A 14,542-nucleotide genomic window follows, 5' to 3' on the forward strand; every position below is an offset into this window, starting at 1 on the left:
ACCGGCGCGGGTGCGTTCCGCAGACGAAAAAAACCCCCGGCAAGACGCCGGGGGCCGGAGCACACGACCCGGGATGCGCGCGGCATCCCGGACACGCGGCGACTACGGGACGCAGATCGCGTAGACCGTGATGCCGATGTTCTGGTTGTTGTTGTAGGCCACGATCGTCCCGGTCCAGGCGCCGCTGGTCGACGGCCAGTTGCGGGCGATCTGGTAGTAGGACGTATTGGTGGTGTTGATCCCCCCGCCGATCACGCGCGGAGTCTGCGCCGGACAGGTGGCCGTTGCCGACAGCGTTTCCAGATTGTCCAGATCGGTGTTGCTGTTGGTCGCGGTCACGATGTTGACCGTGGTCTGGGCAAAGTTGCCGCCCGGACCCTGCGCGCCTTGCGGACCCTGCGGACCGACCGCACCGGCGGGGCCGGTGTTACCGACCGGACCTTGCGGGCCGGCCGGGCCGGTCAGGCCGATGGGACCTTGCGGGCCCACGGCGCCGGTGAGACCGATCGGACCCTGAGGGCCTGCCACACCCGCCGGACCCTGTGCGCCCGGGGCGCCGGTTTCGCCGTCGGCGCCCGCGGGTCCTTGCGGCCCCGGGGCGCCGGTGTCACCGGCGGGGCCCTGTGGACCGGCCGGACCGACAGCACCCGTCAGGCCGATCGGGCCCTGCGGGCCTGTCGCGCCGATGTCGCCGGCGGGGCCTTGCGGGCCAGCCGGACCGACAGCGCCGGTCAGGCCGATCGGACCTTGGGGACCTTCCGCACCGGCCGGGCCCTGCGGACCGGTCGCTCCGGTGTCCCCGGCGGGGCCTTGCGGGCCGGCCGGACCGACGGCGCCGGTCAGACCGATCGGGCCTTGGGCGCCTTCCGCACCGGCCGGGCCCTGCGGACCTTCCGCTCCGGCCGGACCTTGCAGACCTGTCGCGCCGGTGTCACCGGCGGGTCCCTGCGGGCCGGCCGGGCCGACAGCACCGGTCAGGCCGATCGGTCCCTGCGGACCTTCTGAGCCGGCCGGACCTTGCGGACCTGTCGCGCCAGTGTCACCGGTGGGGCCTTGCGGGCCAGCCGGGCCGACATCACCGGTCAGGCCGACGGGTCCTTGCGGACCTTCCGCGCCGGCCGGACCTTGCGGACCCGTCGCGCCGGTGTCACCGGCGGGGCCTTGCGGGCCGGCCGGACCGACCGCGCCGGTCAAACCGATTGGTCCCTGCGGACCTTCTGCGCCGGCCGGGCCCTGCGGACCTGTCGCGCCGATATCACCGGCGGGGCCCTGCGGGCCGGCCGGGCCGACAGCACCGGTCAGGCCGATCGGTCCCTGCGGACCTTCCGCGCCGGCCGGACCCTGCGGACCCGTCGCGCCGGTGTCACCAGCGGGGCCTTGCGGGCCGGCCGGGCCGACACCACCGTTCAGGCCGACCGGTCCCTGTGGACCTTCCGCTCCGGCCGGACCTTGCGGACCGGTCCCGCCGGTGTCACCGGCGGGGCCCTGCGGGCCGGCCGGACCGACCGCGCCGGTCAAACCGATTGGTCCCTGTGGACCTTCCGCTCCGGCCGGACCTTGCGGACCGGTCCCGCCGGTGTCACCGGCAGGGCCCTGCGGGCCAGCCGGACCGACAGCGCCGGTCAGACCGATCGGACCTTGGGGGCCTTCCGCACCGGCCGGGCCCTGCGGACCGGTCGCGCCGGTGTCACCGGCGGGGCCTTGCGGGCCGGCCGGGCCGACATCACCGGTCAGGCCGATCGGGCCCTGCGGACCTTCCGCACCGGCCGGGCCCTGCGGACCTGTCGCGCCGGTGTCACCGGCGGGGCCTTGCGGGCCAGCCGGGCCGACATCACCGGTCAGGCCGATTGGTCCCTGCGGACCTTCCGCGCCGGCCGGACCAACATCACCGGTCAGGCCGATCGGCCCCTGCGGACCTTCCGCACCGGCCGGGCCCTGCGGACCTGTCGCGCCGGTGTCACCGGCGAGGCCTTGCGGGCCGGCCGGACCGACCGCACCGGTCAAACCGATTGGTCCCTGCGGACCTTCCGCGCCGGCCGGGCCCTGCGGACCTGTCGCGCCGGTGTCACCGGCGGGGCCTTGCGGGCCGGCCGGACCGACCGCGCCTGTCAAACCGATTGGTCCCTGCGGACCTTCGGCACCCGTCGGGCCTTGCGGACCGGCCGGGCCGACATCACCGGTCAAGCCGATGGGCCCTTGCGGACCTTCCGGCCCGGTGTCGCCCTGCGGTCCCGCCGGGCCGGCTTCGCCAGCCGGGCCCTGCGGACCGGCCGCCCCGTCCGCGCCCGCCGGGCCCACCTCGCCCTGCGCGCCGGCCTCGCCCTGAGGGCCCATGTCTCCCTGGGGCCCCTGCGGACCAATCGGCCCGATCGCGCCTTCGGCCGCGTTGAGAGCCCACTGCGCCACCGGCGCGGTGGAGATGGGCTGGCGCGGCAGTGCAGAGCCGTCCACGCTCACCTGCAGGTAGGTCTGTTCGCCGGTGAAGGCGCCGGGAAACGCGAGATTGATGCTGAACACGCCGCGCACCACCGGGTAGTCCGGCTCGTTGATGGTGCTGCCGATCTGGGTGCCGCCGTTCTGCTCGGTCCAGAGCGAGAAGGCGAGGTCGCGGGTGCCGTTGACGGCGGCGCCGTTCTGCTCGAGGCGGCCCTGGTAGACGAAGTCGGGCAGCTGCATGGCCTTGTCCGCACCCGGAGCCGCCAGCGCGGCGGCGCCCGGCACGGTGAGCGCAAGCGACAGCGCAAGAAACAGTGTGCGGTGGTTCATGGTGTGCAACCCTCTTGGTCGTTGCCTTCAAAGCTGTCCTTGAAGAGCGTGAAAGTGCCGGTGGAAATCGGGGAGGTACCGACCGTGGCGGGGAATCCGCTGGTGATCCGGTAGGTGCCGTCGGACACGGTGCCTGCGGCGGGTTCGCCGACGGTGCTGACGAGCGCGTAGCAGTCGTTGCTGGACACGGCGCCGCCGCTGGCGGTGGTGCCGTTCCTGAGGGTGTAGCCGCCGTCGCCGGCCGACGCGAAGCCGGCGAGCGAGGCGGCGACGAGCAGTGCGAACGCACGTCTCGCATGTCGCCGGGTGCTGGGTGGTTTCATCCGTGTCCCCTGTGGGCGGCTGCCGCAGGCAACCGCCGTCGTTTCGGTGAATTGCGGGCAAGCCGGGACCGCCGCGCGGCGCGGGGCCGTGCGTGGAGGCGTTGCGGAATGCGGCCGGCGGGCCGCGGCGGGATTCGCGCGGGCTAGCGGTTGGGCGGTATGCCGCGCGGGTCCGGGGCGAGGCCGGCGCACGGCCGGTCCGGCGGTGCCAGGCACCGTGGCGTGATCTTCTGCAAGCAGACCCCCTGTCGATCTGTTGGCGTTTTGATGTCGCGGTTGCGCGGATCAACCGGGGCGAAAATTTATGAGAAGCCGATCACATTTCCCGCGTTGTGCAATCTTCCCGCACCAAATCGTGAAATTGAAGCGGTTAAGTGTGAAGAAACATCACGTTATCGGAAAGTGTGAATCCGTTCTCTGACATCGGTCGGCAGTGTGTGGCCGGGCACGCCAGAAAGTGCCGGCGGGCGTCGCATGGTCGACGCGCCAGGGCGCAGAGCGCCATTTTCGGGGCCCGGAAACGACACACGCGCTCGCCGGAGCGAACGCGTGTGCGGGTGTGCAGCCATGCGCGGTGGCCCGCGCGGACACTCAGGGCGTCATTCGAGCGTGAACCACTGCACCTCGACGCGGCGGTTGAGGTCGCTGTCGGGTCCTGCCGGTTCTTCCCAGCCGCGGCCGACGAGCTCGATGCGCTCCGGCCCGATGTTCGGATACTTCTTCACCAGCGCGTCGCGCACGGCCTGCGCGCGCTGGCGCGACAGTTCCATCGCCTTCAACGCCATGCTGCGCACCAGCGGCTGGCCGCCCTGCTTCTCGAATTCGGCCAGGCGCGCGTTGTCCACGTGCCCGCGCAGCAGCACGATCGAGCCCGGGCTCACCTGCAGGAAGTTCTTGATCGTCTCCAGGTAGCCGACGTTTTCCTGCGCGCTGTTGTCGAGGTTCGACGAGTTGGGCTCGAAGAAGAAGCGGATGTCCTTGGACAGCAGCGCGTCGCCTTCGAGCGAGACGTTGCCGCCGGTCTTGATCGGCGCGATGGCGATGGTCTGTCCGGCGAATTCGCTGGCCTTCTGCAGCGCATCCAGCGCCGTGGTGTCGACGAAGCGCGCCGGGTCCGCCGGGTTCCGGATCACGTTGCCATAGGCGAGCACCGACGACTGGAAGATGCCCTGGAACGAGCCGGCGGCGTCGATCTGGCCGCTGAAGAACGCGAGGTTCTCGGGCAGGTTGGACAGGTGCACCTTGGCGAGCTCTTCCTTCGTGTCCGCCTCGCTCCACGAGAAGGCCTTGGCGATCACGGCGAGGTTGCGCTCGGGCTCGTCGCGCACGCGGCGGTTGCCGTCCAGCAGGCCGTGCACGAGGCCCTTGACCCATTCGGGCTTGGCCTGCGCGAAGCCCTTGTTGACCAGCAGCAGGTCCGCGACGATCAGCAGGTTGCGGTTGGAGACCAGCGTCTTCGCGCTGCCGCCGGACGCCGCGACCACTTCGTCGGTGCGCGGCGACCAGCCCACGCAGCCGTTGAGCCGCGGCCGGCCGGTGCCGAGTTCGGCTTCGTACGCGTCGCAGGCGACGAACGCGTCTTCGTAGAACACCAGGCCCAACTCGCCGGCGGCCGGGCGCGCGTCCAGATCGCGCAGCACCTTCACGGGCACGCCGGCTTCCGAGGCCAGATAGCGGATGAAGAATTCGCTTTCGTTGAACTGCGAGGCCGCGAGGATCTTGCCCTTGAGCTGGTTGATGCTGGTGATGCCGCTGTCGACCACGACCTGGTCTGCGCCGCGCGAGAAGCCGATCTGCGCCGGCACCGTCACGTCGAACTGGCGGCCGAGCACGGCGAGCACGTCGGCGGTCGTCACGCTGGCGGCGACGCGGCCGTTGTTGAGTTTCGACCAGCCTTCCTCCTCGCTCAGCGTCAGGCGTACCTGGAAGCCATAGTTGCGCGCGAAAAACGAATCGGGGTTCGGCGCGAGCCCGCCGTTGGCAACGATGAGGCCCGCATAGCCTGCGTACTCGCTCATGTCGACATCGACGATGTCGCCCTGCGGCTGGTACGGCGCGGGCTGGTCGAGCGTGGGCGTGCCGGTGACCGGTTCGATCGGATCCGGCGCGTCGCCCGGCGGCGTCGCGGGCGCATCGTCTCGGTCGTCCGCGGGCGTGTTGGCCGTGGTGCGGTCGCGCGGCGTGTCGTCGCCGCCCATGTCCTTCAGCGCCAGCCAGCCGCCCAGGCCGAGCAGCGCAAGCACCAGCAGCACGGTGATGAACTTGCCGGCGGCGTTGCCGCCTTGATGGCGCGTGTGACGCGTGCAGGATTTCATCGCGATTCTCCTTCGGATACGGCGGTGCGGGACGTGCGGCCGCGCAGCACGTGACGTGGCAGCGAGGCGGAGTCGTTGAAATCGAGCGAGCCGATGAGGTCGCGCTGGCTGTCGAGCCAGCGGTTGGCTTCGTTGAACGAGGCGGTGAGTGCGTCGAGCGAGCTGCCGATGCGCGATTCGTCGGTGGCGAGCAGGGTCTGTTCGCGGATCAGCGCCACCTGCTGGTCGATGCGCGAAAGCTCGGCGTCGATGCGCTCCTTGCGCCGCGCCGCTTCGATGTGCGCGGCCTGGCGTGCGTCGATGACGGCCTTCTGCTGCTCCAGGCTGCGGCGCAGGTCCGGATCGACATCGCTCGCGGCGAGGCGTGCATCGATCGAGGTTTCCTGGTCGGCGAGCCGCGCGCTTTCCTTCTTGGCGGTGGCCACCACGCGCGAGATCGCCTCCAGTGCCGACAGCAGGCGCAGATGCAGCCAGACGAGCTGTTCCACGCTGTCGGCGTGCGCCGCCATCACCGGGCTCTTGTCCAGGCTCGCGACGATGTCGCTGGCGCGTTGCTCGAGCGCCGCCTGGCGCGCGCGGTCGGCGGCGTCGAGCGGATCGAGCAGGGCGCGGTAGCGCTGCTCGTCCGGCTGCAGCGCGCGCACCTTCGCATCCACCGTGGCGCGGAACCGCTTGTTGTTCGCCAGCCACGCGAGGTACGCGATCTCGAGCCCGGCGCCGACGATGAAGAAGCCCGGGCTCAGCACCGCGCCGAGCATCGCGAACGTGGCCAAGCCGAACCAGTTCGGCGGGATCGGCATGCCGAACGGCCGCGCGGTGAACGCGGCCCACCAGTACGACGGCGGCTTCGTCGTCACGCGGCGCCTCCGAGGTGGCGCAGCTCTTCGGGCACGAAGGCCATGTCGGTGGCTTCGCGGATGGCGATGCGCATCTGGAACTCCATCGTGTCGGGCGGCACCGGCGGCTGGTAGCCGTGCAGGCTCTGTTCGAGTGCGGCCAACGACTGCATCGGGCCGGTGCGCACCAGGCGATACACCTTCACCGCCAGCGCTTCGGCGGCACCCGGCGTGAGCAGGGTCGGCAGCGGCAGATGCGCGATCGCGTCGGCACCGGGCGCGATGTCGAAGCGCTTGAGCAGCGCGTTGAGCAGCGCTGCGCTCTCGGCCACGGTGGTGGTGGGCAGCAGGGGAATCTTCACGTCGACGCGGCCCGGGCGCTTGAGATCGACTTCGATCAGGTCCGGGCGCGACGAGGCGAGGATCCACATCAGCCGGCCGCGGTTGTCCGAATCGCTCATTTCCTGCGCGATCATCGAGTAGATGCGGCCGGACAGGCCGCTGTCGCTGCTGCCCGAGTCGCGCCGGCCGAGGGTCTGGTCGGCCTCGTCGACGAACACGATGCAGCGACCGAGCGCGCGGATCAGGCGGAAGATCTTCTCGAGGTTGCCTTCGCTCGATCCGACCCAGCGATCGCGGAAATTCTTGAGCTTGACCACCGGCACGCCGGCCTCGCCCGAGAGGCATTCGACGAGATACGTCTTGCCGGTGCCGACCGGCCCGCAGAACAGGTAACCCATCGGCAGCGCGCGCAGGTCGGCCGCGCGCCACAGTGCGATGTCCTGGCGCAGCCAGGCCTTCAGCGCCGGTGTGGAGTGATAGTCGTCCAAGGTGCGGTGCGATTCGATGAACTCGATGAGATTCGAGGCATCGCCTTCGATCAGCTCCTTCTTCGCCAGCGCCCAGTCCGTCGGCCCGAGCACCTTGCCCTCGTGCGCGCGGCGTTTCACCAAGCTCTGCAGCGCGCTCACGCTGACGCCGGACAGCGCGTCGGCGGCCTGTGCATCGCCCTGGTTCACATCGAAGGCGCGGGGATGGTCCACGCGCAACTGTGCGAGCGCGCGCTGCAGCACGGCGGCATCGGGCAGCGGCACGCGGATGCGCGACACGCGCGGGTTGAACGCGACCTGGGGATGCAGGTCGTTGAGGTTGTCGGCGATCAGCAGGGTGACGAAGTGCTGCTCGGCGAACGGTGCCTCGGAGGCGAGATCGCGCACCAGGCTTGCAAGGCCCGCGACCTCGAAATCGCCCTGGCGGCTGCCGGGCATCAGCTGGTCGGCGCCGCGCACGATGAAGGCGATGTGTTCGTCGTCGCCGCGCCCGAGCGCGCGCAGGTTGGCGCGGTAGCGCACGTAGCGCGCGACCACCTCGACCGCGGCGCGCGGATCGCGCGGCCAGGGTTGCAGTTCCTTCGCCGCGGGCCACTGCTGCACGCGGTCGGCGCCGCGCAGCACCGCGAGGCCGTTGCCGGCGTCGTACGAGAACACGACGTGGAAGCCGGCGAGCAGTTGCGCATCGATGAATTTCGTGAGTCCGACGAGGTGGCCCTGCAGCGGGAAGCGGTCGGAGACCGCGCCGTACAGCACGAACTGGCTATGCGCGCCGCTTTCGTAGGCGAGGGCGAGCTCGCGGATCCAGGCGGGGCAGTCGGCGTCGAGCGTCATTGGGCGGTCGGTTTCGTGGCTCTTGAGGTGCTTCTCGCCGTCATGGAAAGGACGGAGGGCCGCAGGAACGATGGCGGAGGCTGACTCTTGCTTTGGCTTTTGAGCCCTTTCCCTTCCCCCTTGATGGGGGAAGGGTTGGGATGGGGGTGGCTCTTGATCCTGGTTCTCGAACGACTCGCGTTGGAAATCAGCGGCGGGCGGCAATCAATGTTCAGGCAGGCGCGATGGTGTAGTAACCACGGGTGGATCGGTCAGGACACGCCACGTGGCGGGCTTCGCCGGACCCTCTCCCCAACCCCTCTCCCGGGGGGAGAGGGGCTTTCGCTGGGCGGGCGGTGACGCGCACACGACGCGGACGCTACGCCGATTCGCTGCCCGCTTGCGGCGTCGCTGCGCCCATCGTGCGCGATGTCGCCGGTGCCGCCGGCGCCGCGCCTTCGATGCTGAGGCCTTCGGCCGCGGCAAAGTCCGCCAGCGCCTGGTCCGCCAGTGCCTGCTGCTCGGATTCCTTGAGGTTGATGTCGGTCATGTCGACCGAATCTTTCGCCACGCGCGCGCGGCCGGCGGCCTTGGTGCGTTCCTCTTCCACCATCTCGTGCAGGCGGTTGAGGGTGTCGCCGGAGCCGCCGATGGTGCCGATCATGCCGGCGGCCATTTCGTTCATTTCGGCCAGCGCGTTTTTCATCTTCATGTCGTTGATCGCGCCCTTGAGGCTTTCGATCTTGGCGCGCGCGGCGTTCATCGCCACGTCGCGGGCCTTGACGAGGTTCTTGTAGGTCTCGTCGGCCTGCGCGGCCTGCTTGCGGTTTTCGTCGAGCTCGCGCGTGACCGTCTGCAGGCGCAGCGCGAGCTGCGCGGCCGCGGCCTGGTTGCCGGCGCGCAGGTGCGCCTTGGTCTTGGCGCGCAGGTCCGCCTCGTCGGCCTCGAGCTTGCGCACCTGGCTCATCAGACGCTCGGCCAGCCCCGCGTGGGCGGCCAGACTCTGGTTGTAGCTGCCGATCTGCTTGCGCAGGTTTTCCTGCTCCAGCTCCAGCAGGGCTTCGGGGTTGCGCTTCTCGATGCCCTTGATGAAGAGCGAAAAGAAGCCGCGGACGATATTGGCCAATCGGGTGAACATGCCGGCTCCGTCGGAGGGTGGACGCGGGGATTCTCGCAGCTTCCGGCCGCGAAGTGGGCGCAGATGCCTGTCAGGACGCGGTTTCGCCGCGAACGTGACGGCCGCCACCTTCCCACGCGGAACGGCACGGCGCGGGGACAGGCGGGCACTCGCTGAGCCGCGCGCTGCCTTGCTGCGTACGCCTTGGCAACGACGGCGCAGAACGGGCGCTGCGCCGCTCCGTCCGACACATCACACCACGACGCCAACACGACACCACGACACCACGAGGGGACCGCCATGACGACGAAAACGCGGATGCTGGCCTGTCTGTGCATCGCACTCCTGCCGCAGCTTGCGGCGCACGCGGCGACCGCATCGACACGCCTGGAGACGGTGGACGACAAGGTGCTGCGCGACAGCACGACCGGACTGCGCTGGATGCGCAAGGACAGCGGCTACGCGGTCGACTGGTTCGCCGCGCGCGACTACTGCGCCAAGCTCGGCCCCGGCTGGCGCCTGCCCGCGGCGGACGAGCTCGACCGCATCGGCGAAGCCGTTCGCGCCGTCACCGCCGGCTGCAGTGGCACGGCCTGCGCCGCAGCGTCGCCGCTGAAGCTCGGAGACGGCTGGATCTGGAGCGACACGTTCAACGGCATATCCGATGCCATCGCCGTGAACCTGCTGCGCGGCGAGCGGCAGGTGACCTATCGCGCCAAACGCCAGCGCGCGCTGTGCGTCGGCGGCGCGTGATCCGGGCCGCGGCGATGCCGCGCCGCGCGAGGGCCGGCACGTTATCCTTGGCACGATCTGCGCGGACGGCCGTCCGTGCGGAAGCCCGGGGCTGACATGATCCGCGTCTATCTGATCGACGACCACGAACTGGTGCGCACCGGCTTCCGGCTGGTGCTGTCGCAGCAGACCGACATCGTCGTGTGCGGCGAGGCGGGCACGGGCGAGGACGCGCTCGCGGCGCTGCGCGACGTGAAGCCGGACGTGGTGCTGTGCGACCTGCATCTGCCCGGCATCAGCGGCCTGGAGGTGACCGAGCGCATCGTGCGCGGCGGCTGGCAGATGCGCGTGATCGTCGTGTCGGTGCAGGAAGACGGCCCGATGCCGCGCCGCCTGCTCGAAGCCGGCGCCAGCGGCTACCTCAGCAAGGGCGCGCCGGCCAGCGAGCTGCTGCGCGCGATCCGCGACGTGGCGCGCGGCAAGCGGTACCTGGGCGTGTCCATCGCGCAGCAGCTGGCGTTCGGCAGCCTCGCGGCCGAGTCGTCACCGTTCGATGCGTTGTCGCCGCGCGAGATCGAGGTGGCGATGATGCTGGTGCAGGGGCTGCGCATGGCCGAGATCGGCAAACGCCTGAACCTCAGTGCCAAGACCATCGCCACGCACAAGTACAACCTGTTCGAGAAGCTCGGCCACGACAGCGTCGCCGCACTGACGAAGCTTGCGCTGCAGCACGGACTGATCGAGACCGGAAACGCCTAGTGTGCGGCTGCGCGGCCCAGGTCCGGGCGCGCGCAGACCGTGGCCAGCGCGTCGACCGTTGGCGCAGAGCGGGCAGAGCAGGTCTACGCCTCGGATGCGGTCCCGGCCCGCGGTGCGCGGGCCGGGCGTGGCGCATCAGACGTTTTTCGGCGCGTCCGCCGGGTCGGCAGCGAGATCGTCGGGCGCCGCATCCTTCGGCGGCGCGGGTGTCGGCTGCGGCGCCGCTGCCGTCGCGGCGACGGCTGCCTTCGGCATGTCGGGCGGGGGGACGAGCACGGCCGATTCGCTGCGCAGCGGCGGTGCGTAGAGCGCGCTCGCCACTGCGTGCGCGATCGAGGCGCGTGGTGTCGGCGCCGGCGCCGGCGCCGGTGCGACCGACGTCGGCGCGGTCCCCGGACGCGCATCGGGCGCCGCGGCGCGCGGTGCCGGCTCCCGCGACGGCACGGCCGGTGCGTCGCCCGCGGGCGGAACGGCGGCGCGTGGCGCGGAGGCGGGTGCTGCCGTGCCCTCGGCCGCGTTCGCTTCGCCGCCGGCCGGCCGGGACGCGGTGCTGCTCGCCGTGATGGAGGCGACGGCGGCTGCCGGTGCCTCGGCCGCGTGCGTTGTCGGCGACGCACGCGGTGCCGCGACCGCGGCCGCGTTCGCAACGGCCCGCTCCGACGCGGACGACAGCGATGGCGCGTTAACCGCGGCGCTCGGCGCAGGCGCGACCGGCGAAGCGGGGATCAGGGAGGCCGCCTCGGGCACGGAGGCGCGGTCGGCAGGCGGGGTCGATGCTGCGGGCGGCGTCGGCGAAGGAGCCGGAGCCGCCGCCGGCGCCGGCGCCGGTGCGGGCACGCGGGACGGGGCCGGAACGTGCGGCGATGCCGACGCTGGCGGTGCTGCGACCGCCGAGGCCGGTGACGTGACGCCGCCGGACGCAGTATTCGCCTCGGCATCGTGCGACGCCGGTGCCGGGCTGTCTGCGGTCGACCGCGACGCGGGTCGCGCGGTGCTGCCGCTCTCCGATGCGTCGACCGACGGCGGCGTGGCGCTCGCGCGTGCGGTCGAAGCGACCGCCGCATCTGCCGCCACCGGAACGTCGGTCGAGCCTGCCGCGGCCGTCGTCGTCGCGGCTGCGGCCGTTGCAACCGGAGCCGGCGCCACGGCAGCGCGGGATGCAGGAGCCGGAGCCGGCGCGGGTGCGGGTGCCGGCGCGGGTGCCGGCGCAGGCCGCGGCGCGTGTGCCGATGCAGTCGATGCAGCCGGGACGACGCCATCGGCCGCATCACCCGTGCGCGCGGTGGAGACGGGACGCGGCGCCGACGCGGTTGCAGCGCCCGACGTTGCCGCCGTCGGGAGCGTCATTTCCTCGTCGTCCTCGTCCTCGTCGTCGAAGTCAAGCTCGCTCTGGCCGGCGACGCCGGCGGTGCCGCTGTCGGTCGTTGCGCCATCCTGGCGTCGACGGCGGCGACCGCCGCGGCGGCCGCGACGGCGGCGTGCCGGCGTGCCGTCGCCGTCGGCATGCGCTGGCGCGTCGGTGTTCTCGGTTGCGGCCGTGGTGCCGCTCGCTTGCGCGGCCTCCGCGGCAATGGACGCGTCGGGCGCCGCCGACGGCGGAAGCGACACCGTGCCGGCGGCGCTCAGAGCCTCGTCCGCCACCGCGAGCGATGCGGTCGCCGCTGCCGGACGCGGCTCGCGCGGAGTGTCCTTGCGGGCGTCGCCGGCATCCTTGTTGCGGCCGCCATCGTTGCGCTGCGCATCGGCCGCGCGCGGCTCGCGCGCCTGGCGCGATTGCTGGCGGGCTTCACGCTGTTCGCGACGCTGCTGTTCGCGCTGCTTCTGCGCCTCGCTCTGGCCGCTGCCGTTCTGAGCGGCGGCGGGCTGCGCCTTCTGCGACGCAGCTGCCTGCTGCGTGCCGCCTTGCGCGCCTTGCGCGTTGCGTCCGCCCTGCGACGACGAGCCGCTGCGGTTGCGTTCGCCGCGGTGACCGTCGCGGCGCTGTCCGTCGCGGCCGCCATCGCGCCCGTCTCGGCGCGAATCGTTGCGGCCACCGCGCGCTTCATGGCGCTTCTCGCCGCCGGCAGCGGGCTTTGCGGGTGTCGCCGCCGGGGCAGGGGCGCCGCGGAAGAACCGGATCATGCGCGAGAACAGGCCTTCGCTCGATGTCGGCACGGCCACGGGCGCGGTCGCCACCGGCGCGGGCGCCGGCTCCGCCACATCCTCGCGTTCGGCGCGCACCGGCGCGGGCGCATGCGGCTTCACCGCAGTCACCGCCGGCAGCACCGGGATGTTCAGCTGCGCCTTCGTCAGCGCGTGCGTTTCCTGGCGGCGCGGCGTCACTCGGTGGTAGCTCGGGCGCGCGTTTTCCTCGACCAGTTCGTTCTCGCGCAGGCGCTGCACGTTGAAGTGCGGCGTTTCCATCTGCGAGTCGGCCACGATGATCACCGGCACGTCGTGCCGCTTCTCGATCTCGGCGATGCCGCGGCGCTTCTCGTTCAGCAGATAGTTCGCGATCTGGTGCGGAACCTGCACCAGCACCTGCGCGGTGTTGTCCTTCATCGCCTGTTCTTCGATCAGGCGGATGATCGACAGCGACAGCGACTCCACGCTGCGCATGCGACCGTGGCCCTCGCAGCGCGGGCACACGATCTGGCTCGATTCGCCCAGGCTCGGACGCAACCGCTGGCGGCTCATCTCCAGCAGGCCGAAACGCGAGATGCGCCCCACCTGCACGCGCGCGCGGTCGTGCTTGAGCGCGTTCGCGAGACGGTTCTCGACATCGCGCTGGTGCTTGTTGGAGCTCATGTCGATGAAATCGATGACCACGAGGCCGCCGAGATCGCGCAGGCGCATCTGGCGGGCGGCCTCTTCCGCGGCTTCGAGGTTGGTGTTGAACGCCGTTTCCTCGATGTCGCCGCCCTTGGTGGCGCGCGCGGAGTTCACGTCGATGGCGGTCAGCGCCTCGGTCTGGTCGACAACGATCGAGCCGCCGGACGGCAGCCGCACCGTGCGCTCGTACGCGCCCTCGATCTGCGATTCGATCTGGTAGCGGTTGAACAGCGGCGTGCTGTCCTTGTACTGCTTGAGCTTCTTCAGATTCTGCGGCATCACCTGCTGCACGAACTCGCGGGCGTCGTTGTAGACCTCCTCGCTGTCGATGAGGATCTCGCCCACGTCGGCGCGCAGGTAGTCGCGCAGCGCGCGGATGATGAGGCGCGATTCCTGGTAGATCAGGAACGGGGCGGGCTTGGACAGCGCGGCGTCGGTGATCGCCTTCCAGGCCTGCAGTAGGTAGTCGAGGTCCCACTGCAGCTCTTCCGCGTCGCGGCCAACGCCGGCGGTGCGGATGATGATCCCCATGTCGTCGGGGATGTTGAGCTGGTCCATCGCCTCCTTCAGCGCGGCGCGGTCGTCGCCTTCGATGCGGCGCGACACGCCGCCGGCGCGCGGGCTGTTGGGCATCAGCACCATGTAGCGGCCGGCCAGCGAAATGAACGTGGTCAGGGCCGCGCCCTTGTTGCCGCGTTCTTCCTTGTCGACCTGCACCACCACTTCCTGGCCTTCGCGCAGGAGTTCCTTGATGGTGGCCTTGTTCGGATTCACCCCGTCGATGAAGTAGTCCGACGAGATTTCCTTCAGCGGCAGGAAACCGTGGCGCTCGCCGCCGTATTCCACGAACGCCGCTTCCAGCGACGGTTCCAGCCGCGTGATGCGGCCCTTGTAGATGTTGGACTTCTTCTGTTCCTTCGACGGTTGCTCGATGTCGATGTCGTACAGGTTCTGTCCGTCGACGATGGCGACGCGCAGCTCTTCCTGCTGCGTCGCGTTGATCAGCATTCTCTTCATTGGATTGTCATTCCTCACGCGCTCTCACCGCGAGGAACGCCGGGGGTCCGCGCCCGACATCGGGAGGCGACCGCCGCGCCTTGGCGCAGGCCGTCGCCGTGCAGATTCACCAGCGCCTCAAACCGCCGGGCATTCACCCGCGGGAGCGCTATTCAAAACAAAACAAAAAAACCAAATTCCGGATCGCGCGCCTGGCGCACGACCGGATCCCTGCCGGACACCC

At 70.9% G+C, this 14,542-nt stretch carries 9 protein-coding genes; 2 read left to right on the forward strand and 7 right to left on the reverse strand.

The features are described from left to right. Positions 1 to 102 precede the first annotated feature (102 nt). The 6 genes from HNQ52_RS17445 to HNQ52_RS10660 form a co-directional block, all read right to left on the reverse strand. On the reverse strand, positions 103 to 2,766 hold the full coding sequence (locus HNQ52_RS17445; protein WP_221282024.1) for a hypothetical protein: 2,664 nt from the start codon (positions 2,764 to 2,766) through the stop codon (positions 103 to 105). Next, complete coding sequence (locus HNQ52_RS10640; protein WP_183961113.1) at positions 2,763 to 3,089, reverse strand: hypothetical protein; 327 nt, start codon at positions 3,087 to 3,089, stop codon at positions 2,763 to 2,765. Before HNQ52_RS10640 ends, HNQ52_RS17445 begins: the two co-directional genes overlap by 4 nt. A 599-nt stretch (positions 3,090 to 3,688) precedes the next feature. Beyond that, positions 3,689 to 5,404, reverse strand: a complete 1,716-nt coding sequence (locus HNQ52_RS10645; RefSeq protein WP_183961114.1) for a phosphate ABC transporter substrate-binding/OmpA family protein — start codon at positions 5,402 to 5,404, stop codon at positions 3,689 to 3,691. Beyond that, on the reverse strand, positions 5,401 to 6,261 hold the full coding sequence (locus HNQ52_RS10650) for a hypothetical protein (protein ID WP_183961115.1): 861 nt from the start codon (positions 6,259 to 6,261) through the stop codon (positions 5,401 to 5,403). The genes HNQ52_RS10645 and HNQ52_RS10650 overlap by 4 nt, the downstream gene beginning before the upstream one ends. Continuing rightward, positions 6,258 to 7,904: an AAA family ATPase gene (locus tag HNQ52_RS10655; protein WP_183961116.1), complete on the reverse strand. Its 1,647-nt coding sequence runs from the start codon at positions 7,902 to 7,904 to the stop codon at positions 6,258 to 6,260. The genes HNQ52_RS10650 and HNQ52_RS10655 overlap by 4 nt, the downstream gene beginning before the upstream one ends. Positions 7,905 to 8,262: 358 nt before the next feature. Next, positions 8,263 to 9,021, reverse strand: a complete 759-nt coding sequence (locus HNQ52_RS10660; RefSeq protein ID WP_183961117.1) for a PspA/IM30 family protein — start codon at positions 9,019 to 9,021, stop codon at positions 8,263 to 8,265. A 279-nt stretch (positions 9,022 to 9,300) separates the two neighbouring features. Here HNQ52_RS10660 and HNQ52_RS10665 point away from each other — a divergent pair, with 279 nt between their 5' ends. Continuing rightward, positions 9,301 to 9,753, forward strand: coding sequence for an Lcl domain-containing protein (locus HNQ52_RS10665; RefSeq protein ID WP_183961118.1), 453 nt, complete (start codon positions 9,301 to 9,303; stop codon positions 9,751 to 9,753). 96 nt (positions 9,754 to 9,849) lie between these two features. Further along, entirely contained in the window at positions 9,850 to 10,491 is a 642-nt protein-coding gene (locus HNQ52_RS10670; protein ID WP_183961119.1) for a response regulator, read from the forward strand. A gap of 135 nt (positions 10,492 to 10,626) precedes the next feature. Here HNQ52_RS10670 and HNQ52_RS10675 read toward each other — a convergent pair whose 3' ends face one another. Continuing rightward, positions 10,627 to 14,319, reverse strand: a complete 3,693-nt coding sequence (locus HNQ52_RS10675; protein ID WP_183961120.1) for an Rne/Rng family ribonuclease — start codon at positions 14,317 to 14,319, stop codon at positions 10,627 to 10,629. Positions 14,320 to 14,542: the final 223 nt, after the last annotated feature.

The organism is Chiayiivirga flava (assembly GCF_014202825.1).
GTDB classification, from domain to species: domain Bacteria; phylum Pseudomonadota; class Gammaproteobacteria; order Xanthomonadales; family Xanthomonadaceae; genus Chiayiivirga; species Chiayiivirga flava.

Excerpts from the sequence above, each read along its gene's own strand:
- HNQ52_RS10665 (WP_183961118.1), top strand. The coding sequence starts at position 9,301 with ATGACGACGAAAACGCGGATGCTGGCCTGTCTGTGCATCGCACTCCTG.
- HNQ52_RS17445 (WP_221282024.1), bottom strand. The coding sequence starts at position 2,766 with ATGAACCACCGCACACTGTTTCTTGCGCTGTCGCTTGCGCTCACCGTG.
- HNQ52_RS10670 (WP_183961119.1), top strand. The coding sequence starts at position 9,850 with ATGATCCGCGTCTATCTGATCGACGACCACGAACTGGTGCGCACCGGC.
- HNQ52_RS10645 (WP_183961114.1), bottom strand. The coding sequence starts at position 5,404 with ATGAAATCCTGCACGCGTCACACGCGCCATCAAGGCGGCAACGCCGCC.
- HNQ52_RS10640 (WP_183961113.1), bottom strand. The coding sequence starts at position 3,089 with ATGAAACCACCCAGCACCCGGCGACATGCGAGACGTGCGTTCGCACTG.
- HNQ52_RS10655 (WP_183961116.1), bottom strand. The coding sequence starts at position 7,904 with ATGACGCTCGACGCCGACTGCCCCGCCTGGATCCGCGAGCTCGCCCTC.
- HNQ52_RS10675 (WP_183961120.1), bottom strand. The coding sequence starts at position 14,319 with ATGAAGAGAATGCTGATCAACGCGACGCAGCAGGAAGAGCTGCGCGTC.
- HNQ52_RS10660 (WP_183961117.1), bottom strand. The coding sequence starts at position 9,021 with ATGTTCACCCGATTGGCCAATATCGTCCGCGGCTTCTTTTCGCTCTTC.